General features: G+C 45.2%; 27 protein-coding genes. 19 read left to right on the top strand and 8 right to left on the bottom strand.

All coding sequences use genetic code 11. The annotated features are described in order from the left end of the window. Window positions 1-86 precede the first annotated feature (86 nt). On the top strand, window positions 87-836 hold the full coding sequence (gene nfsA / locus P3X63_RS20895; RefSeq protein WP_026589170.1) for an oxygen-insensitive NADPH nitroreductase: 750 nt from the start codon (window positions 87-89) through the stop codon (window positions 834-836). Between the two features lie 35 nt (window positions 837-871). On the opposite strand, the gene P3X63_RS20890 is transcribed toward nfsA, so the two are convergent. Then, on the bottom strand, window positions 872-1,018 hold the full coding sequence (locus P3X63_RS20890; RefSeq protein ID WP_277692961.1) for a hypothetical protein: 147 nt from the start codon (window positions 1,016-1,018) through the stop codon (window positions 872-874). An 83-nt stretch (window positions 1,019-1,101) separates the two neighbouring features. Between P3X63_RS20890 and P3X63_RS20885 the strand changes: the two genes are divergently transcribed. Beyond that, window positions 1,102-2,118, top strand: coding sequence for an LLM class flavin-dependent oxidoreductase (locus P3X63_RS20885; RefSeq protein WP_026589169.1), 1,017 nt, complete (start codon window positions 1,102-1,104; stop codon window positions 2,116-2,118). Here the strand turns inward: P3X63_RS20885 and P3X63_RS20880 are convergent. Both P3X63_RS20880 and P3X63_RS20875 read right to left on the bottom strand, forming a co-directional pair. Then, window positions 2,103-2,351 carry a hypothetical protein gene (locus tag P3X63_RS20880; RefSeq protein WP_026589168.1) on the bottom strand — a complete coding sequence of 83 codons (249 nt, stop codon included), beginning with the start codon at window positions 2,349-2,351 and terminating at the stop codon, window positions 2,103-2,105. The two genes, P3X63_RS20885 and P3X63_RS20880, sit on opposite strands and share 16 nt — an antisense overlap. Before the next feature lie 133 nt (window positions 2,352-2,484). Then, a complete protein-coding gene (locus tag P3X63_RS20875) occupies window positions 2,485-4,890 on the bottom strand; it encodes a S8 family serine peptidase (RefSeq protein WP_481748582.1) in 2,406 nt (801 codons plus the stop codon). A gap of 485 nt (window positions 4,891-5,375) precedes the next feature. Between P3X63_RS20875 and P3X63_RS20870 the strand changes: the two genes are divergently transcribed. The 5 genes from P3X63_RS20870 to P3X63_RS20850 all read left to right on the top strand — a co-directional run bounded on the left by P3X63_RS20870 (window position 5,376) and on the right by P3X63_RS20850 (window position 9,961). Continuing rightward, window positions 5,376-5,663: a hypothetical protein gene (locus P3X63_RS20870; RefSeq protein ID WP_026589166.1), complete on the top strand. Its 288-nt coding sequence runs from the start codon at window positions 5,376-5,378 to the stop codon at window positions 5,661-5,663. A 42-nt stretch (window positions 5,664-5,705) separates the two neighbouring features. Further along, window positions 5,706-6,536, top strand: a complete 831-nt coding sequence (locus P3X63_RS20865; protein WP_026589165.1) for a PRD domain-containing protein — start codon at window positions 5,706-5,708, stop codon at window positions 6,534-6,536. Between the two features lie 245 nt (window positions 6,537-6,781). Next, a complete protein-coding gene (locus tag P3X63_RS20860; RefSeq protein WP_026589164.1) occupies window positions 6,782-8,164 on the top strand; it encodes a sucrose-specific PTS transporter subunit IIBC in 1,383 nt (460 codons plus the stop codon). Window positions 8,165-8,176: 12 nt separating this feature from the next. Next, entirely contained in the window at window positions 8,177-9,616 is a 1,440-nt protein-coding gene (locus P3X63_RS20855) for a sucrose-6-phosphate hydrolase (RefSeq protein ID WP_277691878.1), read from the top strand. Window positions 9,617-9,688: 72 nt separating this feature from the next. Next, window positions 9,689-9,961, top strand: a complete 273-nt coding sequence (locus tag P3X63_RS20850; protein ID WP_077736015.1) for a hypothetical protein — start codon at window positions 9,689-9,691, stop codon at window positions 9,959-9,961. A gap of 46 nt (window positions 9,962-10,007) precedes the next feature. Here the strand turns inward: P3X63_RS20850 and P3X63_RS20845 are convergent, their stop codons facing one another. Both P3X63_RS20845 and P3X63_RS20840 read right to left on the bottom strand, forming a co-directional pair. Beyond that, a complete protein-coding gene (locus P3X63_RS20845; protein ID WP_077736016.1) occupies window positions 10,008-10,820 on the bottom strand; it encodes a bifunctional hydroxymethylpyrimidine kinase/phosphomethylpyrimidine kinase in 813 nt (270 codons plus the stop codon). A gap of 146 nt (window positions 10,821-10,966) precedes the next feature. Next, entirely contained in the window at window positions 10,967-11,647 is a 681-nt protein-coding gene (locus tag P3X63_RS20840; protein WP_026589160.1) for a DUF421 domain-containing protein, read from the bottom strand. Window positions 11,648-11,882: 235 nt separating this feature from the next. On the opposite strand from P3X63_RS20840, the gene P3X63_RS20835 reads away from it, so the two are divergent. The 10 genes from P3X63_RS20835 (at window position 11,883) to P3X63_RS20790 (ending at window position 20,990) form a co-directional block, all read left to right on the top strand. Next, complete coding sequence (locus tag P3X63_RS20835; protein WP_077736017.1) at window positions 11,883-12,701, top strand: glycosyltransferase family 2 protein; 819 nt, start codon at window positions 11,883-11,885, stop codon at window positions 12,699-12,701. 14 nt (window positions 12,702-12,715) lie between these two features. Then, window positions 12,716-13,411, top strand: coding sequence for a uracil-DNA glycosylase (locus tag P3X63_RS20830; protein ID WP_026589158.1), 696 nt, complete (start codon window positions 12,716-12,718; stop codon window positions 13,409-13,411). A gap of 260 nt (window positions 13,412-13,671) precedes the next feature. Beyond that, a complete protein-coding gene (locus tag P3X63_RS20825; protein ID WP_026589157.1) occupies window positions 13,672-13,977 on the top strand; it encodes a YwdI family protein in 306 nt (101 codons plus the stop codon). A gap of 38 nt (window positions 13,978-14,015) precedes the next feature. Next, a complete protein-coding gene (locus tag P3X63_RS20820; RefSeq protein WP_077736019.1) occupies window positions 14,016-15,317 on the top strand; it encodes a purine/pyrimidine permease in 1,302 nt (433 codons plus the stop codon). A gap of 66 nt (window positions 15,318-15,383) precedes the next feature. Beyond that, window positions 15,384-15,755, top strand: coding sequence for a DUF423 domain-containing protein (locus P3X63_RS20815; protein WP_026589155.1), 372 nt, complete (start codon window positions 15,384-15,386; stop codon window positions 15,753-15,755). 153 nt (window positions 15,756-15,908) lie between these two features. Then, window positions 15,909-16,553: a response regulator transcription factor gene (locus P3X63_RS20810; RefSeq protein ID WP_026589154.1), complete on the top strand. Its 645-nt coding sequence runs from the start codon at window positions 15,909-15,911 to the stop codon at window positions 16,551-16,553. Between the two features lie 9 nt (window positions 16,554-16,562). Then, complete coding sequence (locus P3X63_RS20805) at window positions 16,563-17,666, top strand: sensor histidine kinase (RefSeq protein ID WP_026589153.1); 1,104 nt, start codon at window positions 16,563-16,565, stop codon at window positions 17,664-17,666. Window positions 17,667-17,776: 110 nt separating this feature from the next. Then, entirely contained in the window at window positions 17,777-18,715 is a 939-nt protein-coding gene (locus tag P3X63_RS20800) for an ABC transporter ATP-binding protein (protein ID WP_026589152.1), read from the top strand. A gap of 13 nt (window positions 18,716-18,728) precedes the next feature. Continuing rightward, on the top strand, window positions 18,729-19,850 hold the full coding sequence (locus tag P3X63_RS20795; RefSeq protein WP_277691868.1) for an ABC transporter permease: 1,122 nt from the start codon (window positions 18,729-18,731) through the stop codon (window positions 19,848-19,850). Continuing rightward, window positions 19,851-20,990 (top strand): ABC transporter permease, encoded by a 1,140-nt coding sequence (locus P3X63_RS20790; protein ID WP_026589150.1) that lies wholly within the window; start codon window positions 19,851-19,853, stop codon window positions 20,988-20,990. It begins immediately after the preceding gene. Between the two features lie 45 nt (window positions 20,991-21,035). Here the strand turns inward: P3X63_RS20790 and gerQ are convergent, their stop codons facing one another. After that, entirely contained in the window at window positions 21,036-21,563 is a 528-nt protein-coding gene (gerQ, locus tag P3X63_RS20785) for a spore coat protein GerQ (RefSeq protein WP_026589149.1), read from the bottom strand. Between the two features lie 179 nt (window positions 21,564-21,742). Next, window positions 21,743-23,092, bottom strand: a complete 1,350-nt coding sequence (locus tag P3X63_RS20780; RefSeq protein WP_277691864.1) for a TrkH family potassium uptake protein — start codon at window positions 23,090-23,092, stop codon at window positions 21,743-21,745. Window positions 23,093-23,477: 385 nt separating this feature from the next. Between P3X63_RS20780 and bslA the strand changes: the two genes are divergently transcribed. Continuing rightward, window positions 23,478-24,020, top strand: a complete 543-nt coding sequence (bslA, locus tag P3X63_RS20775; protein ID WP_026589147.1) for a biofilm surface layer hydrophobin BslA — start codon at window positions 23,478-23,480, stop codon at window positions 24,018-24,020. 40 nt (window positions 24,021-24,060) lie between these two features. Here bslA and hemQ read toward each other — a convergent pair whose 3' ends face one another. Continuing rightward, on the bottom strand, window positions 24,061-24,825 hold the full coding sequence (gene hemQ / locus P3X63_RS20770; protein ID WP_277691862.1) for a hydrogen peroxide-dependent heme synthase: 765 nt from the start codon (window positions 24,823-24,825) through the stop codon (window positions 24,061-24,063). A 336-nt stretch (window positions 24,826-25,161) separates the two neighbouring features. Between hemQ and pta the strand changes: the two genes are divergently transcribed. Further along, window positions 25,162-26,133: a phosphate acetyltransferase gene (gene pta / locus P3X63_RS20765; protein WP_026589145.1), complete on the top strand. Its 972-nt coding sequence runs from the start codon at window positions 25,162-25,164 to the stop codon at window positions 26,131-26,133. The last annotated feature ends 22 nt before the right edge of the window (window positions 26,134-26,155 follow it).

Here is a 26,155-nt window from a genome sequence, read left to right as displayed (position 1 = left end):
TATACCGCTTCCTTTCCCCGGAGAAACCGTTTCGCTTTAGAGATCATCAGATTTTGGATATGATAAAGTCATGAGGAGGTATAGCAATGAATCAAACGATTGAAACCATTTTAAATCACCGTTCGATCCGGTCCTTTACGGACCAGCCGCTGACAAAAGAAGAGGTGCATTTGCTTGTAGAAAGCGCGCAAAGCGCATCAACTTCCAGCTATATTCAAGCTTATTCGATTATCGGAGTAACCGACCAAACGAAGAAGCGCGAGCTTGCTGCTTTGGCTGGCGATCAGCCGTATGTTGAAAAAAACGGCCATTTGTTTGTGTTCTGTGCAGATCTTTACCGGCATCAGAAAATGGCCGGAGAAAAAGGGGAAGACATCCAGGGCTCTCTTGAAAGCACTGAAACGTTTATGGTCAGTGTCATCGATGCCGCTCTTGCCGCACAAAACATGTCGATTGCCGCTGAATCGATGGGGCTGGGCATCTGCTATATCGGCGGCATTCGCAACGCTCTGAACAAGGTGGCAGAGGTACTGGGTACACCTGAATATGTCCTTCCGCTGTTCGGGCTTGTCGTCGGTCATCCGGCCAATCCGTCCGCTCAAAAGCCAAGATTGCCGCTTGAGCATATTTACCACGAAAATACTTATGATATAGATGACGAAAGGTTTCACAAACAATTGCACGCGTATGACGAAACCATTTCAAATTACTATCAAAACAGAACAAACGGCAAAAGGAAAGACAAATGGACAGAGCAGATCGTCCAAAGCCTGAAGGAGCCGAAGCGAACGTATATGCATGATTTCGTAAAAGAAAAAGGGTTTAATAAAAGGTAAAGAAAAGCCCCTTCCAACAGGGGCTTCTTTCATGTTTATATCGACATGACGTGTTTCAGGAAAAAATAAAACAAGATCCAGAATGGAAGGCTGAAAAGGATTCCGAATAAACAGCCTTTGGCAAAGTTTTCTTGTACGGCTGGAGGATGCGGTTTTTGTTTCGGCTTTTGCTCATTCATCAATCCTGGTGCTCCTTTAATGATTACATGATACTATTATTTCTTTTTACGGCTAAAAAGTAAACGAAGAAATTGGAGGGAAGACGATGTTGTCGTTAAGTATACTGGATCAGTCGCCTGTTTCCGAAGGGAGCACTCCTGAAACAGCTCTCAGACAGACGGCCGAGCTTGCTCAAATGGCAGAGAAGCTTGGGTACAGGAGATTTTGGGTGTCTGAGCACCATTTTTCGAGAAATCTGGCGGGGTCAAGCCCTGAGGTTTTGCTTGGGTTTATCGCCGCGAAAACAGCAAAGATTCGTCTGGGGTCAGGAGGGGTTATGCTCCCCCACTACAGCGCTTATAAGGTGGCTGAAAACTTTCGCGTTCTGGAAGGACTTGCACCAGGCAGGATTGACGCGGGGATCGGCCGGGCGCCCGGGGGTATGCCGATCGCTTCAATGGCTCTTCAAAACGGCGGCAGGCGTCAGACGGATCAATATCCGGATCAGATTCATGATCTTGTCACATATCTGTACGATCTGGCCGATGAACACCACCGCTTTCCGCATTTAACCGCATCACCGACTGTCAGTTCCGCTCCGGAGGTGTGGCTGCTTGGTTCCTCTGGGGAAAGCGCCAGACTGGCTGCGCAAATCGGTGCGGCCTATACCTTTGCCCAATTTATCAATGGAGAGGGAGGAGCTGAAGCGGCCAGGCAATATAAGGAACGATTCCAACCTTCGGTGCTGGGCGACAAACCGAAAGTGATTGTCGCTGTATTTGTGATTTGCGCGGACACTGAAGAAGAGGCAGAACACCTCGCCAAGAGCCTTGATTTTTCTTTATTGGCAAATGAACAGGGGCTGGTAACAGACGGCTTCCCATCTTTTGAAACGGCGCAGTCATATGAATATTCATCATATGAAAAGAGAAGAATCAACGATAATCGAAATCGCATGGTGATCGGTACACAACGACAGGTGAAACAACAGCTGCTTGCTTTGGCGGACGCTTATGGAACGGATGAAGTCATGGCGGTCACAATCACACACAATTTCCAGGATAAGCTGAAATCATACCGCCTTTTAGCGGAGGCGTTTGCAGACCATCAGCGTTTTTGCTGAAAAACATTCATTAGACTGCGGATGGGGAGAAGGATGAGCAGGACCCCTATGTATACGGCGGTAAACAGCCAGCTGAGCGGCACGAGAATGATCGTGTCTACCGTATGCTCCGCCGCTTTCTGAAAAGGGTGTCGTTCGTTTGTTTGCAGGTTGAGGGTGAAATACAATACCGTGAAAAAGATAAAGCAGACCGACATGAAGGATAAGCCGAATAATACGAGAAATGAAAGCATATAAGCGAAATCCTCCGATTGGATTTTTTCGCGTTTTAAAGAGAAGGGCTTCTCCTGTGAACGCGAGGGGGTTTGATTATCCGTATTTTAACATAAAAAAGCCTTGTTGAGTGACTCTCAACAAGGCTTCCCATTATTCGACGATAAACGGCTCCTCTGTCAGCACATAGCTTGATTTTCCTTTAGAAGAGGCGTAAGCGAGCATATGATATTTGTCCGGTTTAAGGGCGGTTGTATCATTGATCTTTCCGTTCCATTGATATGTTTGATACCCTTTTCCTTGGTTTTTATAAACCCCTGCCTGTCCGATGAATTCAAGGTTTTCGTCATACACAAGAAATGCCAGTTCTTCTGCCCCTCCTGGAAGATAAGCTTCGACCGTATATGTCCCCTCTTTTGTTCCCGGTTCAACGGTTACGGATGTGACGCGCGGGTAGTCGGGCTCTTTGACAATCAAAAGGGTCGGAATTTCGGCCACTTTTCTGCTGCCGTCGCGGACATACACTGTGCCCTCATATGTTCCGGCTTTTGTTTTCGCAGCGTTGACGGTCACCTTCACATTCGCTTTACCGGTTTTCTTGGCAGGAATGACGACCCGCTGTGTTCCTTTTACAGATATGCCTTGCCCTTTGAAAGAGTACTCAAGCTGATAGGCTTTTCTGTACGATGAAAGGTTTTCGATCGTAAGTGCTTGTTTTTTCGTTTGCTTTCCTTTGTTTTTCATATAGGTGCCGAATGAATGGCTGCCAGGGCTCACAATAGATGAAGCTTTGAGAGCGTCCATGATCCGGATGCTGCCTGCGCCTTGCGTATTGTGCGGATAGGGTTTGCCGTTTTCATCCGTTAGTTTTTCGGCCGTGTTCATAAGGACGGCCTTGATTTGCTCAGGCGCCCAGTCGGGCTTGGCCTGTTTTAAAATGGCAGCGGTTCCTGCAACGTGTGGCGAAGCCATGCTGGTTCCTTGCATAGAGGCATAGCCGTAAGGGTTTTGCGGATCATGTGTAGGAACCGTACTGACAATATTGACGCCTGGTGCTGAAACGTCAGGCTTGATCATCCAAGTATCCATGACAGGGCCCCGGGATGAGAAGGATGCGATGGTTTCACCGAGCTTTTTATCCAACTTAAAAGAAAAGACAGCAGTGTGCTTCCCTTCTTTCATCTGCTGGACAAGCTTTTCTCCCTCTTCTTTCGACAGTTTGACGGTCGGTACGGCCATACCCGTCACGTTGGGCTCGATTTCTCCGGATACATTATTGTAGATCACAGCTCCAATCGCACCGGCTTTTTTCGCATTTTCGGCTTTATCCACAAACGGGAGGACACCTCTTTGGATCACCGCGACTTTTCCTTTCACATCTTTTCCTGCAAAATCGTCAGCTTGCCCAATTCCTGCTTCAACAAGCTCAACCTCTTGATTGTTCAAGGTCTGAATGTCTTTTTCTTCGTCATAGCCCATCACTTTGGCGGTCGAATAAGAGTCAAACGTTACGGAATACTCGTTATAAGGGAGCTGTGAAGCACCGACGGAAATCGCTTCCCTTGAGGTTCCGGGCGATCCGACGGTCCAGTTCTCAGGTCCGCTGTTGCCGTTGGATGTCACCGCGGTTACACCTTCTGACATCGCCCAGTCAAGCGCAATGCTCGTCGCATAGTCAGGGCTGTTGAGTGAATTTCCGAGGGAGAGGTTCATAACGTCCGCTCCGTCGGCGACGGCTTTTTCTATCCCTGCGATGACGTTTTCAGTCGTTCCCGATCCGCCTGGTCCGAGTACACGGTAGGCGAGAAGTGTCGCATCAGGCGCAACCCCTTTGATCTGTCCATTTGCGGCGACTGTGCCTGCAACATGTGTACCATGTTCAGTTGCTTCTCCGCGCGGGTCGCCGGCAGGTGTTTCCTGCGGATCATAGTCGTTGTCCACAAAGTCATATCCTTTGTATGGCCCGAAGTTTTTCTTTAAGTCAGGATGTGTGTAATCAACACCTGTGTCAATGACGGCCACCTTGATGCCTTTACCGGTATAGCCCGATTTCCAGGCCTGGTCCGCTCCGATGTAAGGCGCGCTTTTATCCATCTGTGGATGAAACGCGTCTGCGGCAATTGTCACGTCTTTACCTTTTACACGGTCAGGTTTGTATGTCACATTTGGATAAACCGCTTTAACTTCTTTAACGGAAAGGAGCTTTGGAATTTCACTCGCCGGCAGCTTCATGGAAAATCCCGAAAAAACACGATCATACTCCCGTTTGATTTTCGCCTTTTTGATTGTTTTTTTCGCTTTATTTTTCGCTTTGCTGCGTTCGGCTTTTAATGAAGCTTTTGTTTGTTTTTTTCCTTCCGCTTTTGCCTCTGCCAATGATTCCTCTTTCAATTCAACGATGACTGTTGTCTGTTTATCTGATGTTACATCAATATCTCCGTAAACTTCCGCCTTCTTCAGTTCCGGAGATTGTTTTTCAGCAGCTGTTTTTGCCTGCACTCCGGAAAGGCATGTGGATAATGTGAATAATAAAATAAATACAAAAACGGCAGAACGCATAAGACGTTTTTTCAATATGTCTTCCCCCTTATGGATCAGTATTGTTTAGAGTTTCGAACTTTTAAAATATTCTCTCATTTAAAAAGAAATCCTTCTAAATATAGAAATAATTTTCAAAGATTCAATGTATTGGCCCCATCGATACATACTTATACACAATTTTCTGTGTATAAGTTGATAAAATTGTGTATAGATATAGTAGGGAATATGTGTTCTTATACTAAATATTGAATGATTATGTGGATATGTGGATATACGCTGTGGGTAATATGTGTTTATCCTTAGGATAAGCTGTGAATAAACCTCTGATACTTTATTTTGTCCACATTTGTGGCCTGTTCCAGCAGTATTCAACAAAACTTCTAAAAACTAGAATCATTTTTCACACACATTGTGACAAACATTTTCATTTTGCCGCGATAAGATAGAGCCAGAAAGTTTAATAGAGTTGCTAGGATTCAAAATTGAAATCAGGAGGGATTGTTGTGAAAAGCTTTGTTTCATTTTTGAAATTATGGGCAGTGATGCTGCTGAATGGGCTGATGCCCGTACGGCAGAGCCAGGTCACCGTTTTAACTTCGGCCGGTGCTACATATCAACAAGCTGAACGGTTTTTAGACGGCTTTTCTGACACAGCTGTGGAGAAAAAAGAACGGACTTCAAAAGATCAGAGAGTGATTGCCGGCGCGTGGCGGAAAGAGAGGAACCTGGACGTCTATAAAAAAGCGGTGAAAAGGGTGAGAGCCGGACCTGAACTTTACATGTGCGCATAAACAAGGTAAAATCCCACACATAACGGGAAGTGGGTGACAGCCTTGAAAATATACAAAGTATTAAACAACAATGCGGCAATTATAAAGGAGGATGGTCAAGAGAAAATTGTCATGGGGCCGGGAATCGCTTTTCAAAAAGGTAAAAATGACACCATTTTGAGACAGAAGGTAGAAAAGATTTTTACCATTCATGAAGAAAATGAGAAATTTAAACAAATCCTCGAAACACTTCCGGAAGAACATATTGAAGCTGCCGAAGAGATTATCAGCTATGCGGAAGGGCAGCTGTCCGCACCGCTGAGCGACCATATCCACATCGCCCTTGTGGATCATTTATCATTTGCAATTGAACGAATCCGTAAAGGATTTGTCATTCAAAATAAATTATTAAACGAAATTAAAGCGCTTTATAAAAAAGAATATGAGATCGGTCTCTGGGCAATCGATTTGATCAAAGAGAAATTGGACATCGATTTGCCGGACGATGAAGCGGGTTATATTGCACTGCATATTCACACAGCCAAAATGGATGCGGAGAACATGCAGAAAACCCTTAAATACACGACGATCATCAAAGAGATGATCGAAAAGATCGAATGTTGCTTCAATCGGACGATCGATGAGAACAGCATCTCTTATCAACGTCTTGTCACACATCTGAGGTATGCGATTAATCGGCTGGAATCAGATGAAGCGTTTCACGTGATGGACGATGACATGCTTTATTTCATCCAGCAAAAGTATCCTGAAAGCTACCGGTGTGCGGCAGGGCTGGCGGATTACGTAAAAACCGAATATGATCTTCATCTCCCGGAATCGGAGATTGGCTATATTACGCTGCATGTCCAGCGTTTAAACGATTCCCATATATAAAACCGCCTGATACTCCCGCGATCAGGCTTTTTTAGGTCAAATTTCATATAAATATAAAAAACTAGTTGACGAAAGCGTTATCACATAATAAAATGAAAGCGTGTTAAAAAATAAATACTGGGGATTGTGACTGGTAAAGCAGGCAAGACCTAAAATTTGCTCAGATGAATGGGGAGAATGTGTCCTTTATTCGTTGGCGAATTTTAGGTCTTTTCTGCTTTTTTTTAAAAAAAGGAGGAGTCATCATGAATCACAAAGAAATTGCCGAACGACTCATTCAGCTGCTCGGCGGAGAAGATAATATCATCAGTGCGGCTCATTGCGCTACACGGCTGCGGTTGGTCATTCAAGATGAAGCGAAAATCGACCAGGAAAAGGTTGAAGAGCTTGATGGTGTAAAAGGGGCATTTTCCAGCTCCGGACAGTATCAAATTATTTTTGGTACAGGACTCGTCAACAAAGTGTATGAACAATTTGCTAATACACTTCAGCTTGATCAAAAAGAAACAGTTCAGCACAGTGAGGCAGCGAAGCAAAAAATGAACCCTTTGGCGCGTTTTGCGAAAACGCTGTCAAATATATTTGTGCCGATTATTCCGGCGATTGTTGCAAGCGGTTTACTAATGGGACTCTTGGGAATGATGAAAGCGTTCCAATGGGTCAGTCCTGATACAGCGCTGTTTAAACTTCTTGATATGTTTTCAAGCGCCGCCTTTATCATTCTCCCGATTCTGATCGGTATCAGCGCGGCGAAGGAATTTGGTGGAAACCCGTATCTTGGGGCTGTCATCGGGGGGATTTTGATTCACCCGAGCCTGCTGAATCCTTGGGGACTCACTGAAGCAAAACCTGAGGTTATGGATTTCTTCGGCCTTCCGATTGAACTGCTGGGCTATCAGGGAACAGTCATTCCGATTCTTTTGGCCGTCTATGTGATGAGTAAAATTGAGAAGTGGACGAGAAAATTTGTACCGAATGCGATCGACCTTTTGGTAACACCGTTTTTGACCATTATTTCAACAGGATTTATCGCGTTTATTGCAATCGGGCCATTAGGAAGAGCCCTCGGTTCCGGCATCACGAATGTTTTGACCTTTGTTTACGATCATGCAGGACCGGTTGCGGGATTGATTTTTGGCGGGACATACTCCCTTATCGTGTTAACCGGAGTTCATCACAGCTTTCATGCGATTGAGGCCGGTCTTATCGCCGATATCGGACGCAACTATCTGCTTCCAATCTGGTCGATGGCCAATGTCGCCCAAGGCGGCGCCGGACTCGCCGTATTCTTCCTGTCAAAACGGGCAAAGACAAAAGAGATCGCATTACCGGCGGCTTTCTCAGCGTTTCTCGGCATTACCGAGCCGGTTATTTTCGGAGTCAATCTTCGGTACCGCAAGCCGTTCATCGGTGCGATGGTCGGCGGAGCGCTCGGCGGAGCCTATGTCGTCTTTACCAATGTCGCCGCAAACGCTTACGGCCTGACAGGCATTCCGATGATCGCGATCGCCGCGCCATTCGGAACGGCCAACCTCATCAACTATTTAATCGGAATGGCTATCGCTGTTATTGCGGCATTTATCACAGCCTATTTCTTAGGGATTAAAGAAGATGAAAAGAAGAACTAAGGAGGCTAGCTTATGAATCTGCGGGACAAGGAACTTCGCGAACAAGCCATTGACCGGGTTGAAAAATATCAAACCGTTGTCAATCAGGATCCTTATCGTCTCCATTATCACATCATGCCGCCTGTCGGACTGCTGAACGATCCAAACGGGTTCATTCATTGGAAAGGGACATACCACCTCTTTTATCAATGGATGCCTTTTAAGACGGGGCACGGGGCCAAGTTTTGGGGGCATTATGCTTCCCGTGATCTTGTCCGCTGGCGTCATGAAGAGATCGCCCTTACACCGAGCGATTGGTATGACAAAAATGGATGCTACTCAGGAAGTGCGATTGTTGAGAATGATTTGCTCCATGTTTTCTATACGGGGAATGTCAGGAACGATGAAGGAGACCGCGAAACCTACCAATGCCTCGCCGTCTCAAAAGATGGCATTTCTTTTGAAAAACAGGGGGTTGTCGCAAGGCTTCCGAAAGGTTATACGGCTCATTTCCGCGATCCGAAAGTCTGGAAAAAGAACGGGCGCTGGTACATGGTACTCGGTGCCCAGACTGAGCGTCTTGAAGGAAGGGCTGTGCTCTTTACTTCAGACAATTTGAGGGATTGGTCGTTTCTCGGCGACATAACCGGCTCGAATACGGATCAGCTTGATGAGTTTGGATATATGTGGGAATGTCCGGATATGATATCGCTTGGCGGCAAAGATGTTTTAATCGTCTGCCCGCAAGGCTTAAAAGCAGATGGTTTCCGCTATCAAAACGTTTATCAGTCAGGTTATTTTGTCGGTGAACTAGATGAAGGGAAGCCGGAATTCAAGCATGGAGAATTTACAGAGCTTGATCAGGGCTTTGATTTTTATGCACCGCAGACGACATTAGATGAATCAGGGCGGCGGATTTTAATCGCCTGGATGGGGGTTCCCGACCAGGATGAACAGCAACATCCGACCATCCCGAATCAATGGGTTCACTGCATGACATTGCCAAGGGAATTGACATTAAAAGAAAACAAGCTCATTCAAAAACCGGTTCAAGAACTTAAAACGTTGCGAAGGGAACAAAAAACGGTTGAGGTTTCACTTCGCCAGGCCGCAGAACAATTGGACCTCGACCATCCCGACAGCGCTGAGCTGTACATTGAACCGTCGCATATTGAGGAAGGCTTTGAAATCTCATTCAGGGGAGCGGCTCGTCTTATATACAGCAAAGCGGACGGCGTCCTCACCCTGGAAAGAAACAGCTGTGTTGACGGAAGAGAGGAATCAAGGCATTGCAGTTTAAACGAACTCCGCGATTTAAACGTCTTTTTAGACTCGTCTTCAATCGAAATTTTCGTCAACGGCGGTGAAGAAGTATTTTCAGCGAGATACTTTCCTTACCCGGGAAATAATGATGTATCGATTAGCGGCAGAAAAGAAACCGTCATGAAAGTTACATCATGGACGATGTCCTGATCCTATTTTCTGTACAATCCCTTTATGATATGCTTTTTTTAGATACTGTGCAGTTGTAAAGGAGTTGTTTGCTTGGATCAGAACCAACAAAAGTCGACAGCCATGCGGTTGAAAAAAATAGCAGATCATATTGAGGATACGAGGGAAGAGTATCAACATTTGCTCCTTCAGGTGAAGCAAATGATCAGAGACATCGAAGATAAAACAATTTCGAATGATGAAGAAGCGCAAAAAAAGCTTTCAAGCACTTATGAACAAATGAAGGAATATGCGCTTTTTGTGGAATCGATCGAGTCTTTTTTAAAATCCTCGGCGAGAAATATCAAAACAAAGCGGGAAAGCTGATAAAACCCCTTTTACTTGTTTAAAAGTAAGAGGGGTTCTTTTTGTTTTATTTTCCGTTAAGCCGCCAGGCGGAGTGTTTTGTTGGACCGACGTATTGATTTAATCGGAAAGATCCGCGTATGGCTTCGGTAATGAAATCTTTTGCCGAGTAAATGGCATCCTTCACACCGGCTCCTTTTGCAAGCTCAGCCGTGACCGCCGCTGAGTAGGTGCAGCCCGCTCCGTGGGTGTACGGGGTGTCAATTCTCTCCCCTTCCAAAACTTCTGCTGTCTGACCGTCATATAAAACATCGACTGCTTTTTCGTGGGCCAGTTTGCCGCCTCCTGTAATGAGGACGTATTTGGCGCCAAGGTCATGAATAGCTTTGGCAGCATCCTTCATTTGTTCAACGGTTTTAATTTCTCCGAGACCGCTGAGCTGTCCGGCTTCAAAAAGGTTTGGCGTAATCACCGTTGCAAGGGGAGCAAGAAGTTCCCGCAATGCCTTGGCATGTTCCGGATACAGCACTTCATTCGCTCCTTTGCAGACCATGACGGGGTCGATGACGACGTTTTTCATGTTGTGCTCTTTGATCGTTTTCGCCGTCAGCTCTATAATCTCAACGGTCGGAAGCATGCCGGTTTTCATGGCGTCTACTCCGATCCCGTTTACGATCGTGGACAGCTGGGCGCGAATGACATTGGTCTCAATTGGGAATACCTGGTGATTCCAGCTGTTGTCGGGGTCCATGGCGACGACAACCGTAAGGGCCGTCATGCCGTATACATTCTTTTCCTGGAAGGTTTTTAAATCGGCTTGAATACCAGCTCCTCCGCTTGAATCTGAGCCGGCAATTGTGAGCGCTTTGTGCATTGTCATGTTCAGTCAATCCTCCACCTTAAAAAATTCCATCTATAGATTGGTTTAGTTTTTATTATAGACAGCTTTTCAAATGATCACAAATCATGGAGACCGGCGGTCATGCCCGCCTGGTTCTGGCGATGGAATGACTGATCAGCAAAAAATTATTTGAAAGTCTGCACAAAAAGTCCGTCACCTTCCAGCCACTCAGCTAAAAAAATATTTTTATAGTCAGTCGGAACGCCTTGAGATCTGATTTGCGTTTTTAACCAGGCTTCATTAAAACCCAGATCGTTTAATTCATCCCATAAGACTTTGCCGTCGCGTATGAGCGTGACAGGTACATAAACGGATTTTGCAGGCATATTGAAGTCTTCCTGGGTCGTTTTTTGATATTTTGCTTTTTTTAAGATGCTGATCGAACCGTTCGCCTCTAAATAACAAAAAGCAACTTCCCGAATGGAAAACGTTTCGCTTTGCCGAAGCAGGCTTTGCAGCTGATTGATATTCATGCGGTTTTTCTTCAATTCTTCGCGATCGACCTTCCCATTTTTGATAAGTGCGGACGGTTTTCCTTCAAATAATCCGCGAAAAGACAGGAACTTTTGTGTCAGAAATTCGGCCGCAAAAATCATTAATCCCCATAACGCCATGGAGTAAAGAATATATAAAACTCCTGTTTGCTTGTCATATAAAGCATTTCCCAGCAATTCTCCCAATACGATAGACGCGATAAAAGTGAAGGGTGTAATTTGATCGATGATCTTCTTACCGACAAATTTAACGATGAGAAAAAGAAAGATAAATCCTGTTAGCAGTTCAATCGTAAGATCGATGATGTTCATATGTAGAAATGCCCCTATCTGCTCATCTGTTATGATTAACTTTTATATTTCCAAATGCCCATCCTTTTCATGCATCATCATCTTCTGTGGGTCTGGGAGGAAATCGATCCTAAAGCCCATATGCAGGAAAAAAGAGGGGAATGGAAAAATGTCCGACTTTTGTTCATATCAAATCGTTCGTTTTGTGATTTATAATGGAAAAGTAAATTTGAAAAAGGAGCGCTCATAGCAAATCATGAACATTTCGATCGTTATCGTAACCCACAATCGGATTTCCCCATTGTGTGAGTTGCTTGAATCCATTGCAAAACAGTCCATCAAACCATTTGAAATCATTATTGTCAATGATGCGGGGGAGCCGGTCGACATTGTTCAGCGGCTCTATTCAGACCTGCCGATCAAGGTGCTTCACCTGACTGAGAATGTCAAGCATGTGAAAGCGAGAAACATAGGGGTGAAAGAAGCGTCAGGAGATGTTATCATGCTGTGTGATGACGATGATTTTTTCACTCCATGCCATATGGAAAGAATGGCAAAAGCGCTGGAAACGGCAGATTTTGTGTATTCCGATGCTGAGATTGTGTCTTTTAAAGAGGAAGAAGACACAAGAATCCCAAAAAACCGGCATCTTTTCGCTTATACGTTTGACTTAGAGGAGATGAGGAAATTTTCTACATATGTTCCTTCGGGAAGCATGTATAAACGTTCGCTTCACATTGAAATCGGTTATTTTGATCCCGGTGTTCATAATTATTGGGACTGGGACTTTTTTCTGCGTGCAGCCGAACAGTTTCGCGTGAAAAGAGTTCCTGCCGCAAGCGTGATCTACGCATTTTCAGAACAAGGCGACAATCAGTCCAGCAACCTTGACGGCAAGAGGCAGTACTATTTAGATATCTTGAGTGAAAAGCATCAGCTTGGAAAGCTGCCGACGAAAAACTTTTTTGTGCTTCTTGAAGAACCTGCTATGAAGAAGAGGGAGGCCGAAAGCAAAATTGTATGGGACGGCGAACCTGTCGTTTCCAGGCTTGTTCGCGAAAGGCAATTTAGTTAAAGGAGGCTGAACCATTGAAACAGATTTTGAATGACAGCTGGTGGGAGCAGCTGAAAAATGAATTCGCAAAGCCCTATTATCAAGAGTTGAGAGAAATGCTGAAAAGAGAGTATGTCGAGCATACGGTGTATCCTGAACCCAACGATATTTACAATGCTTTTCACTACACTTCCTATGAAAAAGTCAAGGTCGTCATCCTTGGTCAGGATCCGTACCACGGACCGGGTCAGGCGCACGGCTTAAGCTTTTCCGTAAAGCCGGGGGTGAATCCGCCGCCATCTTTGAAAAATATTTTCATAGAATTGCAAAGTGACATTGGCGCAGACATCCCCAATCACGGTTCACTTGTCAGCTGGGCCAAGCAGGGGGTCCTCCTCTTAAACACCGTTTTGACCGTGCGTCGGGGACAGGCGAATTCACATAAAGGAAAGGGCTGGGAGCAGCTGACGGACAGTGTTATCGATGTTTTGAACAAAAGGGAGAAGCCGGTGGTCTTTATTCTTTGGGGCCGCCATGCCCAAGCGAAGAAAGAAAGGATCGACACTTCAAAGCATTTTATTATTCAGTCGCCTCACCCAAGTCCTTTCTCGGCAAGAAACGGATTTTTTGGAAGCAGGCCGTTTTCCAGAGCAAACCAATGTTTGCAAAAAATCAATGAAGAACCCATCGACTGGTCAATTCCCAATTTGGAAAATCTGGAGAACCGCTAAACTCAGGATGGCGGTTCTCGGTTTGTTTTTTCTTGCATTATGCGTGAACTCACGTTCGCCCGTCAACTCTTAAGGTGAAAGAAAAAAGGATTTTAGGCTGAGTTGATGCTCGCTTTTTGTTTTTTGAATTGGAAAACAAGGACCTGCTGTTTCGAAAAATATCCTTTTGGGATTGAAAAATCGGAAAGTGCTTTCAGCACGAGAGAATGTAATTTGTTAAAATGAAATGGAAAATCGAAACGGTTTGGAGGATCGAATGGATGAACATACATATATCAAGCTTGCTGGAAAAGATGGAGGATGAATTAAAAAAAGCGAAGGACAGCGCCCATGAGAACGAGTTAAAAATGCATGTGGCGGTCATTCGTTCCCTCTGCGACGTCATCGTTGAACAGCAGAGACCGACAGCTCAGCCGTCCCCATATCTTCAGCCGGCAAAAAAATCTTCGAGCGACCAGCTGATGCTGGAAAAAATGATGGGAGCCGCCGGAGCTGAACAGTATCAAAAAAAAGAGAAACAAAAACATGAGGAAGACGCTAACGGGGACTCAATTTTTGATTTCTAGGAGCCGTTTGCTTTTTTGAAAAAGAGAGGTTGATAAACTTGAAACTGCTTTTTGGGGCTTTACAATGGACGGCATTTATTATCGCTTCCGCCATCGTGGTGCCCATTGCGATCGGGCAGTCATTTGAGCTGAATCAGACGGAGACGGCGGGGCTGATTCAAAGCACGTTTTTCGTGTTGGGGACAACGGCATTCATCCAAACATTGCTGGGCCACCGTCTGCCGATTAATGAGAGCCCTGCCGGCCTTTGGTGGGGAGTATACACGATTTATGCGGGACTGACCGGAACCGTGTTCGCCGCTTATGGTGAAACGCTTCAGGCGCTTCAGGGGGCAATGCTTCTAAGTGCGGTCTTCTTTTTTATTTTTAGCCTATTTAAAGTCATCGACAAGCTGGCTGTCATGTTTACGCCTGTTGTGACGGGCGTTTATCTCTTGCTCTTGGTCATTCAGCTTTCCGAGCCGATTGTGAAAGGAGTCATGGGGATCGGCTACCGCCAAAACGATCTTGATGTTCCTGTCTTTTTGCTTGCGGCCGTTATTATGCTGACAACATTTCTGATGAGCAAATCGAATGTTCCGTTTCTTAAACAATACTCGATTTTGATAGCGCTTATTGGCGGCTGGATTCTGTTTGCCGTGTTTGGCGTCGCAAAGCCGCCGGAACATGCGGATAAGCTTTTTCATCTGCCCGATATCTTTCCGTTCGGCGTTCCGCTGTTTGACAGCGGTTTAATCGTCACATCCTTGTTTATTACGGTGTTATTGATTGTCAACATGCTGGCCAGCATCCGGGTGGTTGAAGGGGCCGTCAAACAGTTTGAAAAGCTTGAAGAAAGGAAGCGGGCCCGACCGGCGGGCTTCATCGCCTCAGTCAGCCATTTGCTGAGCGGTTTGCTCGGCGCTGTAGGGACGGTGCCGATTTCCGGAGCGGCCGGGTTTATTCAAACGACGCGGGTCTCTTCGAAGAAACCTTTTTTACTCGGAAGTCTGATTGTGATTTTCATCAGCTTTTTTCCGTATATCATGAACGTATTTGCGAGCCTCCCGTCTCCGGTTGGTTTTGCCGTTAATTTTGTCGTGTTTTCGACGATGGTCGGTATGGCTTTCGCTGAATTTGACGCTTATGGGAAGAACGAGGCCGGCCGCGTCCGCTTTGTTACAGGAATTGCACTTCTGGCGGGCGTCGGTGTGATGTTTGTTCCTGAAAGCGCCTTGGCGGGGATGCACCCTGTTGTTGTCTCCCTTTTAAGCAATGGTCTTGTACTGGGGACGGTCATAGCGATTGCGGTGGAACAGATCCAGCTTAGAAAAAAGAAATTTGACAATCTTGTGTCATGAGGTTCAGTCAGTTGAAATCTTGAGTTTGTACGCTATGATGAGAGGAGAAAGGCGGGCGAAAATATCATGAAATTATTCCTCATTTTAGGTTCGATAAACGCAATGATTGCGGTTGCTCTAGGGGCGTTTGGGGCTCATGGGCTTGAAGGGAAGATCCCTGAAAAATATCTTCAAATCTGGCAGACTGGTGTTCAATATCATATGTACCATGCACTTGGGCTGATCGCCGTCGCCCTGATTGCCGGAAAGCTTACAGGCGCGGGGAGCGTGACGGCTGCGGGCTGGCTGATGTTTGCCGGCATCGTCTTATTTTCCGGCAGCTTATATGTCCTCAGCCTCACGCAAATCAGCGTCCTCGGCGCCATCACTCCGCTCGGCGGCGTGGCTTTCATCGCAGCGTGGATCATGGTTGTTGTATCTGCGGTAAAATACCTCTAATCGTTAAAAATCCAATCCTTTAGAAGGATTGGATTTTTTTATTTTAACAGTCCCGTTTTCATGATAAATTAAATGGTATTAACCGGTTCGGCCTTTTTTATTAAAGAAGGGATGTGCACATGCGGAGAATCCGGTCTCCGTGTAAACAAAGCGATGAAAATAAAAGTGATCATAGCGGATGATAACTCATTTATAAGAGAAGGCATGAAAATTATTTTGAGCACTTACGATGAATTTGAAGTGATGGCAACTGTCGGGGACGGCCGCGAAGCTGTTGATTACTGCATGGCCCATCAAGTGGATGTTGCTTTGCTCGATGTCCGCATGCCGGATATGAACGGGGTTGAGGCTGCCAAGCTGATTTCCACACAAACGCAGGCTGCTCCGTTCATCTTAACGACGTTTGATGATGATGAATATATTTTGGCCTCCATCCAAAACGGAGCGAAGGGCTATTTGCTAAAAAACACTGAACCGGAACGGATCAGAGATGCGATTAAAAGTGTATACCACGGCCATACCGTCATGCAGGATGTTGTGCTTGACAAAATCAAGTCAAATTTAAAAAGCAATCAAGAGCCGGAACTCAAAATCGATAAGAGCCTGTTCACTGAAAGGGAGCTGCAAATTATGGCTTTAATCGCCAGAGGATGTTCAAATAAAGAGATTGCCAAAGAGCTGTTTATATCAGAAGGAACGATTGCCAATTATATATCTTCGATTTTAGGGAAGACGGGGCTTGAGCATCGAACGCAAATCGCCATCTATTATCTAACCGGAAAAACCGATTTGAGCTGAGGAATGATCATGGAACTTTGGGTCATTATCATCAAACTGATTCTGCTTGGATACATTTCGTTCAACTGCATCCTATCACCTGTCAGCAGCTTAAGCTGGGTTGTTTTTTATATCGTCCTTTATTTCTCCATCAATATCCTGGCTGCCATCTTACAGCAAGAAGCGCTTAAAAAGACAACTATCGCCGTATCGATCTTCATGACGCTTGTATTCTGCCGGCATGAGCCTTTATTTATTTTATTATTGCCATTAAACGTGTACGAATTGTTGTTTGATTATCTTCGTAACAAGTGGCTGATTTTGGCCGTTTCGCTTTTACCTGCTCTGTCTCTCGATACGTCATGGCTGCCTGTATACGGTCTCACTGTTTCCTTTACGTTTCTTATGTTTACGGTCGCCAAACAATATTCAGCGCGGATTAGATCGCTGGAAGACAAAATTGATGAAACAAGAAAAGCGATGCAGACATTAACGAAGGCGCTTCATAACAACAAGGAATATATCAGACAATCTGAATATACCTTTAAATTGGAGGAACGCAACAGGCTTTCCCAGGAAATACATGATAAAATCGGCCATTCGATGACTGGCGCGCTCATCCAGCTGGAAGCGGCGAAACGGCTGCTTGATATCGATAAAAACAAGGCGTCCGAGCTGCTGCAAAATGCGATCAATATTTCTAAAGACGGAATCGAAAAAATCAGACTGACATTGAAAAATATAAAACCGCCGAAAGAGCAGATGGGCATCCATAGGTTGAAGCTGTTTATCGATGAATGTTCGACACGTCATCAGATGAATATTTCTTTTCTGTATAAAGGCGATTTGGATGTAATTTCTCATATTCAATGGAAAATCATGTTTGAAAATATAACGGAGGCGCTGACCAATTCTGTGAAGTATGCCGAAGCGACGCACGCTTCGATCGAAATCCACGTCTTGAACAAACTCATTAAAGCCGAAGTGAAAGACAATGGAAAAGGACAGGAGAAGATCAAAAAAGGCATGGGAATCATCGGAATGGAAGAGCGGGCTGCTTCTGTCAACGGCAAGGTCATTGTCGACGGTTCAAATGGATTTTCGGTGACAACGCTGTTGCCGAAGCATGAATGAGTTCATCGTTAAAACGTGAATAATCTCATGTGAAAAAGGTGAATTGCTGCACTGCCGCGGCATTCATCTTTTTTTTATAATGACATCGTAAAGCAAAATGAGGTGAAAACATGAATGTATTGGAAATCAAAAATCTGACCAAAAAGTTTGGGGATTTTGTTGCTGTTGATCATATATCACTATCGATAGCCGAGGGTGAAATATTCGGACTTCTCGGGGCAAACGGCGCCGGCAAAAGCACAACCATCAATATGATCTCAAGTTTATTGAGAAGCAATGAGGGCGAGATTTTCATTCTTGGAAAAAACATCGCGAAAAACCGGAAAAACGCTAAAATGAACATCGGCATCGTTCCTCAGGATCTGGCGATTTATGAGGATTTAACCGCATATGAAAACGTGAAATTTTTTGCGGGACTCTACGGACTGCGAGGGGCCCATCTGCATGAGCGCGTTGAAGAGGCATTGCGCTTTGTCGGATTGAGCGATAAGCACAAAAGCTTTCCGAAAAACTTTTCCGGCGGGATGAAAAGAAGGCTCAACATCGCCTGTGCGATCGCACACAGGCCAAAGCTGATCATCATGGACGAACCGACGGTGGGAATTGATCCGCACTCCAGAAATTATATATTGGAGTCAGTCAAAAAGCTGAATGAGATGGGCTGTACGATTATTTATACGAGCCATTATATGGAGGAAGTGGAGGAAATCTGTTCGCGGATTGCCATCGTCGATCACGGAAAAATCATTGCGGAAGGGACAAAGGAGCAGCTAAAGGCGATCATCACGGATACGAAAGATATTTGGATTCATGTCAAATCAGCTGACAATATCGATATTGACGGGCTAAAAACGATCAGCGGAGTCGAGACGGTTTCGCTGGAAGAAAATATGATGAAAATCAACTCGGATGCGGGCGTCAATAATTTAAACCAGATCATTGAACGACTGCTGGCAGAAGGTGTTGAAATCCGTTCATTGGAAGAAAAAGCGCCGAACTTGGAGACCGTGTTTCTGACCTTGACCGGAAGAAATTTACGGGATTCGTAAGGGGGACATCAGCTTGAATACATTCATCATAGCAAAAAAAGAAATCATATCAGCTTTTCGGGATAAACGAACACTTGCCTTCATGCTGGCGTTTCCAATTGTGCTGATCATGATTTTGGGAACCGCGCTGACAAATGCTTTTGATCATGAAGTTTCCGTCGGTAAAATCCATGTTTTATACAAAGACAAGTCTGATGGGGAGTTCTCGCAAGGGTTTAAAACATTTGCGAAAGAAGCGAAAACGTCCGGTGTCTATTTTGAAAAAGTGTTAAGTGATATGGACGCAAAAACAGAAGTCAAAAAAGGACATTATGATGCTTATCTTGAGGTCACCGGCAGCGGAATGAAGTTTTATAAAATGGAGAAAAACAGTGTGAAAAACAGCATCATTCAAGGGATGCTGACAGCGTTTGCCAACCGGTATCATGCGGTGGCGGAGATTGTAAAAGTCAGCCCGAAGCAAGCAGGCGAGGCGTTTGTAAACAGCTCTCATGACGATTATATTAAAGAAACGTCTCTCAACTCTGATAAAAAACCGGGTTCCATGGACTATTACGCGGTGACGATGACCACGCTGATCGCGCTTTACTCGGCAATACACGCCAGTTATTTAATCCGCGGGGAAAGGCTTAGAAAGACGGCGGACCGGCTGGTTGCCGCCCCCGTTCATAAGGCTGAGATTTTTGCCGGAAAATTGATTGGCGGCCTTGGGGCAAATCTGCTTTGCATCTTGATCGTCATCGCCGTCAGCATGTTTTTATTCAAAGCCAACTGGGGAGAGCACCTTTGGCTTGTGCTTGTTGTGGTGCTCACCGTTGTGTTGTTTGCCGTCAGCTTTGGCCTTGGGATCAGCTATTTGACGAACACAGGAGAAGCTGGGGTTGCCACCATTAATGTACTGATCCCGCTGGTCGCTTTTTTTGGCGGCGCTTATTTTCCCGTTGAGGATGTGCAAGGTGCTTTAGTTGTCATCAAAGATCTTTCCCCGCTCACTTGGACGAACGAAGCCATTATCAAAATCATATATACAAATGATTTAGCGGCGGGATGGCCCGCGATCTCTCTGAACGTAGGCTTATCTGTATTATTCCTGCTGATCGCCGTTGTCTCAATGAGAAGAAGGGAAGGGCTGTAAATGAAAGAAATGCTTTGGTTAGTCAAAAATACATTGAATGTCACGTTTCGAAAAAAGATCAATATTTTCTTGTTTATGATTCTTCCGCTGATTGGAATCTTTGTCTCGCTGTTAACCGGTACTGATGAACAGGGGGATTTGCGCATTGGGGTGGTCGATCATGACAAAGGGGAAATCGCGGCGGATACGGCCCGCTTTTTGAAAGGTATTGACGATATTAAGGTTGTGAATGTCAGCAAGTCAAAAGCGGACAGCCAAATCGCCTCGGGAGAGCTTGACGGCGCCATTACGTTTGATCAAGGATTTTCCCAAAGCGTGCGCGGCGGAAAACCCGGCCATATCGAAATCGCCTCTGTCAAAGGTGCTGAAATCACAGGCTTTGTGAAGTCATATTTATATCATTACATTGACAATATTGCGGCGCTCGGTCAATCTGCCAATGGAGATCAGCAATTTCAGACGATGTATAAAAACTACCAGAACTCAAAAGTTCCCCTTACGGCTCACAAGCTTGAAGATTCGGCGCAAAGCAAAAACATGACGGACCGGACGGTTGGTTTTCTGCTGATGGCCATGCTCTTTTCGGCGGGAAGTTTAACCGAACTACTGGTGAAAGAAAAGGAGAACAGAACCTATTTCAGGCTTTTGACAACACCGATTACCGCAAAGCAGTACGTCTTGGCAAATATTGTGGTAAGCATGCTTGTCATCACATTCCAAGTCTTTTTTACACTCGTGATGGCAACATATGTTTTTCATATTGAAACAGGCATTTCCTTTTGGGAAATGGCGGCGGTGTTGCTGATATTTGCGTTAAGCGCCGTCGGACTGGCGTTAATCACGGTTGTCTTTGCGAACAGTTCCAAAGCTGCGGGAGCATTGAAGAATTTAATCTTCATGCCGACGATTATGCTCTCCGGATGTTTTTGGCCGATTGAAATTATGCCGTCATTCGTGCAGAAAATCGCTGATTTTCTTCCGCAAACATGGGTTTTGGAAACATTGGCGAAACTTCAGGAAGGCCAGCATCTTCACAATCTGTATTTGAATATCTTGATATTGTTTGCTTTTGCGGCAGCCTTTTTCTTAATCGTTATTTATAAATTCAGCCGCAACAATGAGGCGAGAAATTTCGCCTAATTCTTTAGGAACAAAAAAAGGGTTCGGTTTCGCAAACCGAACCTTTTATCTTGGGGTATAGGAGGCCATTGAATACGGATAATCGTAAGCAATCGGTTCATCAAAGGTAATGTAATCAAGGTAGACCATCAAAAGCAAATAGCGGGTGCCCGTTTTTCTGTCGCTTAAAATGATATGATCGCGCCCGGCAGCTTCAATTTCTCCCCGAAAGACTTTTGCATTCCACTCCGGATTGTTTTCAAATGTCATGTAGACGGTCGCAACCTTTCCGCGGTTGAGACGCAAAATATTTTCAATATACGATTGCTCAAGCGGCAGCATGCCGGGAATGCTCGGGGAAGGCACCTGCGCTGTAGGCATTTGCGGAACCTGAACTCCCGCCGGCTGCGGCTGGGTCAGCTGTACGGAAGGCTGCTGATAGGTTTGCTGCCCGCCCATTTGCGTTTGTGTATACGGCTGCATTTGCTGCTGATACATGTGCCCGCCCATCTGTGGATAAGGGTTGGCGCTTGCCCGAAAATCCGGCATTTCAAGCTCTTGGAGCGGCTGAAATTGATTTTTTTTAGGTTTCATTTCGTTCCTCCTCATTTCTTAACGTCAAGAAATTATACTCCAATACATGTATGGCATTGAAAACACGATTGCTGGAAGATCTACATATACCTTATCCCTTTAACAGTATGTGGATGCCATGTTTAATATGACGAGAAAGAAAAAAACAGACCGCTCTATGGGAGCGGTCTTTCAGCCGTTTATCCTGTTATGACTTCATCTTCCGGATGACGGATCGGCGCTTTTTTAGGTTTTGCCAAGGTGAATGCCATGGTCAGCGGACCGACCCGGCCGATGAACATCATCACCATGATGACGGCTTTGCCGACGGTTGTTAAATCAGGCGTCAGTCCCATTGACAAGCCGACAGTCCCAAATGCGGAAACCACTTCAAAGACGATGTCCAAAAATGGAGCATTTTTTTCTGTAATGGTTAAAATAAACATTGTGACAAGCACAAATAAAAAGCTGATGACGATGATGGCCAACGCTCGCAAAATGGTTTTCATTTTAATGGCCCGATGAAACACGACCGTCTCGCTTTTTCCTCTTAAAAAGGTAATCGTTGCTAAAATCATCACAATAAAGGTTGTCAGTTTAATTCCGCTTCCCGTTGATGCACTGCCTGCGCCAATAAACATCAGTACGATGGTGATGAGCAGGGAAGGGGTTGTCATATGTGCGATATCCAGTGTGTTAAAGCCGGCAGTTCTAGGTGTGACACCTTGAAAATAAGCGCCCCATATTTTGTCTGCCAAAGGCAGTCCTCCCAAGGTATCGGGGTTGGCATACTCCAATATAAAAATCATCAGTGCGGACACTATGTTGATGATCAATGTTCCGACAATCATTAATTTGGAGTGGAGCGACAATTTGTGAAAGTTTCGTTTGGTCCATAAATCCAAAAGAACGGTAAACCCGATTCCTCCGGTGATAAACAGACCTGTAATGACTAAATTGACGATCGGATCGCCCACATATTGCGACAAGCTGTCCGACCAAAGGGAAAAGCCTGCGTTATTGAAGGCTGAAATCGTGTTAAACAAACTATGAAACAAGCCTTTCTGCAAGCCGTATTCAGGCACCCATCTGATCGAGAGAATCAAAAAGGCGACAAACTCAATAACGATCGTGAAAATAAACAAGTGCTTGACTAAACGGACAAGCCCGCCCAAAGATGTCTGGTTAAAAGCCTCCTGAACGAGAATCCGCTGCTGCAGGCCGATTTTTTTGCCGATCATCATAACGACGAGAACGGCAAACGTCATCAAGCCCAATCCCCCGATCTGAATCAGGCACATGATGACGGTTTGTCCAAAAACCGTATAATCCGTTCCGGTATCGACGACAACCAATCCTGTTACAGTTGTTGCCGAGGTTGCTGTGAACAGAGCGTCCACCCACGAGATATAGGTGGTGGAGGCGATCGGCAGCTTTAATAAACAAGCGCCGGCCGCGATGATGATTAAAAAGCTGAGCGCCAGTGTCTGCGGCGGATTGATGTTGAGCATCTTTCCTTTTACAAGATTTGTAGAACCCAATTTAGGCATGTTTTCTATATCCTTTCTTCACATATGCAAAGCTATAGATTTCACCAGATTCTGATAGATGAAATAATGTCAATAATGTACTGTCATATGCCTGGTTTGTCAACATCAAAACATACGTTTTTCCGGGTGTTGGAAACCCGAAAGTAGGGCATTAGGCCTTTATTGGCTCTGATCGGAAAAAATCAAGAGGAACGGCGCATAGTTAAATTCTATTATTTTGAATTAAATTTAAAAATATCCCATGGAAAACATTTACTATCATTTTGAAAAATGGTAGTTTTTAAGAGAAATGATGTTGGAAGGAGGCGTTGCCTTTCTATTGCGTCTAATGTTGTCCGCTGCCGTGCTGTTTACAATTTGAAAATGATGAGTAGGGGGAATTGCTATGTTAAAAAGTGTGTTTCGTTTTAAATTCTCGGTCTTGACGGCCGCTCTCGTGATCATGGCTTCGGTTTTTCTGCCGTCGCTTCATGCCGATGCCCAAACGGTTAAAACGGAATCTGTGAACCGTCCGGCTGCAAAGGCCTCATTGTATTCGATCATCACAGGGGACAGCAAACAGGAGTGGTCATACTCCGATATTGAGCTTACATACAGACCAAATTCCATTTTGGCGCTGGGAACGGTTGAATTCACATTGCCGTCCGGGTTTTCCGCGACAACGACAGACACGGTTAATGGAAGGGCGTTGACAACCGGTCAAATCTTGAACAACGGAAGAACGGTCAGACTACCGCTGACGATCGATTTATTGGGAATCGCGGAGTTCAAGCTGAAGTTGAATCATAAAACCTTGCCGGCCGCCGGAAAATATACATTCAGAGCGGAAAACAGAGTGCTGGGCCTTGGATCCACATTCTATGCCGAGTCCTCCATTGAGGTGCTGAAAAGACCGACTCCGCCTACACCGCCATGCGGCTGTAATTAAAAGCAGAAGCTCCAAAGATCGTCTTTGGAGCCTCTTTCTTTTATACGTATAAAAATGCGGGCAGCTGTTCATTGGAGAGACGGTTGCCGACAAAGAACGAACCGAATTCTCCGTAACGTGCGCTGACTTCGTCAAAGCGCATTTCATAGACAAGCTTTTTGAACTGGAGCACATCATCGGAGAAAAGTGTTACACCCCATTCGTAATCGTCAAAGCCGATGGAACCCGTAATGATCTGCTTGACTTTGCCTGCATAGCCGCGTCCGATCATGCCGTGGCTGCGCATTAAGTTTCGCCGCTCTTCCATGGACAGCATGTACCAGTTATCATTGCCCGATCTTCTTTTATCCATCGGATAGAAGCAGACATACTTGGCATCAGGCAGTTCCGGATAGAGGCGGGCGCGCACCTGCGGATTTTCATAAGGATCTCCGTCACCGCTTCCCATATAGTTGCTGAGCTCGACGACAGATACGTATGAATAAGCAGGAATGGTAAATTCCGCCAGTTTTGATTTATTGAATTCAAGTTCGATCTCGTTTAATTCCTCCATCGTCGGACGCAAAATCATCAGCATGAAATCGGCTTTCTGGCCGACGATGCTGTACAATGTGTGGCTTCCGTTTCCTTCTTTTTGCACCGCGCCCCATTTTTCAAGGAGACCGGTAAATTCGCTGATGATGATCTGGCGTTCGTCGCTTGAAAGCAGCTTCCATGCAGACCAGTCCATCGTTCGGAAATCGTGAAGGGCATACCAGCCGTCAAGCGTTTGTGCGGCTTCATTCGTTTTCTGCTGTTCGCTCATTTTGCATTCACTCCCAATTTATATGTAATTGATTTCATCATATCATAGTTTGCCCTATTTCATCTGTTTCAAGGTCCTCGAATAAAAACTGCGGCACCCTGAGGCAGCCCCGTATAAGCGGAGAAGGCTGTTGCATAATAATAACGAATACGTACTAAGGCAAGGTACTGAATCTCCATTTTCCATTGACTACATGAAAATATTTCCGCTTAATTTAATTAAAAAAAAGCGTTTTTAATATGTAAGCGTTATAATTGAGGCTGAAGGATTGAATTTATATCTCAAAAGAGTATGCTAAATAGAGAAGTTTTTTGCAATCTTCAAGGAGGGTATATAGTGGCAGATTTATTTACAACAGTGCAGGAAAAAGTAGCAGGAAAAGGAGTTAAAATTGTATTTCCGGAAGGCTTGGATGAACGCATCCTGACAGCGGTCAACAATTTGGCCGGAAATAACGTCTTAAAGCCGATCCTCGTCGGAAACAAAGAGGACATTACGGAGAAAGCAAAAGGATTGAACTTAACACTTGATGGTGTTGATATATATGATCCTCATACATATGAAGGAATGGAAGAGCTTGTGCAGGCTTTCGTTGAGCGCCGTAAAGGAAAAGCGACGGAAGAGCAGGCGCGCCAAATTCTTTTAGATGAAAACTATTTTGGAACGATGCTTGTTTATAAAGGACTTGCCGACGGTCTTGTCAGCGGTGCGGCTCATTCAACAGCGGATACGGTCCGCCCGGCGCTGCAGATTATTAAAACAAAAGAAGGCGTCAAAAAAACATCCGGAGTTTTCATCATGGCTCGCGGCGAAGAGCAGTATGTGTTCGCAGACTGCGCGATCAACATTGCGCCTGACAGCGAGGATCTTGCCGAAATTGCAATCGAAAGCGCCAATACAGCGAAAATGTTCGACATTGAGCCGCGCGTGGCGATGCTCAGCTTCTCAACAAAAGGATCGGCTAAATCTGATGAGACTGAAAAGGTGGCCAACGCTGTAGCCATTGCCAAAGAAAAAGCGCCTGAGCTTACGCTTGACGGTGAATTCCAATTTGATGCGGCATTTGTTCCGTCTGTCGCTGAGAAAAAAGCGCCGGACTCCGTTATTAAAGGCGATGCAAATGTGTTTGTATTCCCAAGCCTGGAAGCAGGAAACATCGGCTACAAAATCGCGCAGCGCCTCGGCAATTTTGAGGCGGTCGGACCGATCTTGCAAGGTCTGAACATGCCTGTGAACGATCTGTCCAGAGGCTGCAACGCAGAAGATGTTTACAACCTTGCCCTTATTACGGCAGCACAAGCGCTATAATATTGCCAGAAAGGTGGACCTT

The sequence above is a fragment of the Bacillus sp. HSf4 genome (assembly GCF_029537375.1).
Taxonomy (GTDB): Bacteria; Bacillota; Bacilli; order Bacillales; family Bacillaceae; genus Bacillus; species Bacillus sonorensis_A.
This window is presented reverse-complemented; position numbering and strand designations above follow the sequence as displayed.

What these genes read in the sequence shown, in the direction of transcription:
- P3X63_RS20875 (WP_481748582.1), bottom strand. Translation starts at nt 4,890, where the DNA reads ATGCGTTCTGCCGTTTTTGTATTTATTTTATTATTCACATTATCCACA.
- P3X63_RS20780 (WP_277691864.1), bottom strand. Translation starts at nt 23,092, where the DNA reads ATGCCTAAATTGGGTTCTACAAATCTTGTAAAAGGAAAGATGCTCAAC.
- P3X63_RS20880 (WP_026589168.1), bottom strand. Translation starts at nt 2,351, where the DNA reads ATGCTTTCATTTCTCGTATTATTCGGCTTATCCTTCATGTCGGTCTGC.
- P3X63_RS20810 (WP_026589154.1), top strand. Translation starts at nt 15,909, where the DNA reads ATGAAAATAAAAGTGATCATAGCGGATGATAACTCATTTATAAGAGAA.
- P3X63_RS20815 (WP_026589155.1), top strand. Translation starts at nt 15,384, where the DNA reads ATGAAATTATTCCTCATTTTAGGTTCGATAAACGCAATGATTGCGGTT.
- P3X63_RS20885 (WP_026589169.1), top strand. Translation starts at nt 1,102, where the DNA reads ATGTTGTCGTTAAGTATACTGGATCAGTCGCCTGTTTCCGAAGGGAGC.
- P3X63_RS20845 (WP_077736016.1), bottom strand. Translation starts at nt 10,820, where the DNA reads ATGACAATGCACAAAGCGCTCACAATTGCCGGCTCAGATTCAAGCGGA.
- P3X63_RS20825 (WP_026589157.1), top strand. Translation starts at nt 13,672, where the DNA reads ATGAACATACATATATCAAGCTTGCTGGAAAAGATGGAGGATGAATTA.
- bslA (WP_026589147.1), top strand. Translation starts at nt 23,478, where the DNA reads ATGTTAAAAAGTGTGTTTCGTTTTAAATTCTCGGTCTTGACGGCCGCT.
- P3X63_RS20800 (WP_026589152.1), top strand. Translation starts at nt 17,777, where the DNA reads ATGAATGTATTGGAAATCAAAAATCTGACCAAAAAGTTTGGGGATTTT.
- P3X63_RS20805 (WP_026589153.1), top strand. Translation starts at nt 16,563, where the DNA reads ATGGAACTTTGGGTCATTATCATCAAACTGATTCTGCTTGGATACATT.
- P3X63_RS20860 (WP_026589164.1), top strand. Translation starts at nt 6,782, where the DNA reads ATGAATCACAAAGAAATTGCCGAACGACTCATTCAGCTGCTCGGCGGA.
- P3X63_RS20855 (WP_277691878.1), top strand. Translation starts at nt 8,177, where the DNA reads ATGAATCTGCGGGACAAGGAACTTCGCGAACAAGCCATTGACCGGGTT.
- P3X63_RS20790 (WP_026589150.1), top strand. Translation starts at nt 19,851, where the DNA reads ATGAAAGAAATGCTTTGGTTAGTCAAAAATACATTGAATGTCACGTTT.
- P3X63_RS20840 (WP_026589160.1), bottom strand. Translation starts at nt 11,647, where the DNA reads ATGAACATCATCGATCTTACGATTGAACTGCTAACAGGATTTATCTTT.
- nfsA (WP_026589170.1), top strand. Translation starts at nt 87, where the DNA reads ATGAATCAAACGATTGAAACCATTTTAAATCACCGTTCGATCCGGTCC.
- P3X63_RS20835 (WP_077736017.1), top strand. Translation starts at nt 11,883, where the DNA reads ATGAACATTTCGATCGTTATCGTAACCCACAATCGGATTTCCCCATTG.
- hemQ (WP_277691862.1), bottom strand. Translation starts at nt 24,825, where the DNA reads ATGAGCGAACAGCAGAAAACGAATGAAGCCGCACAAACGCTTGACGGC.
- gerQ (WP_026589149.1), bottom strand. Translation starts at nt 21,563, where the DNA reads ATGAAACCTAAAAAAAATCAATTTCAGCCGCTCCAAGAGCTTGAAATG.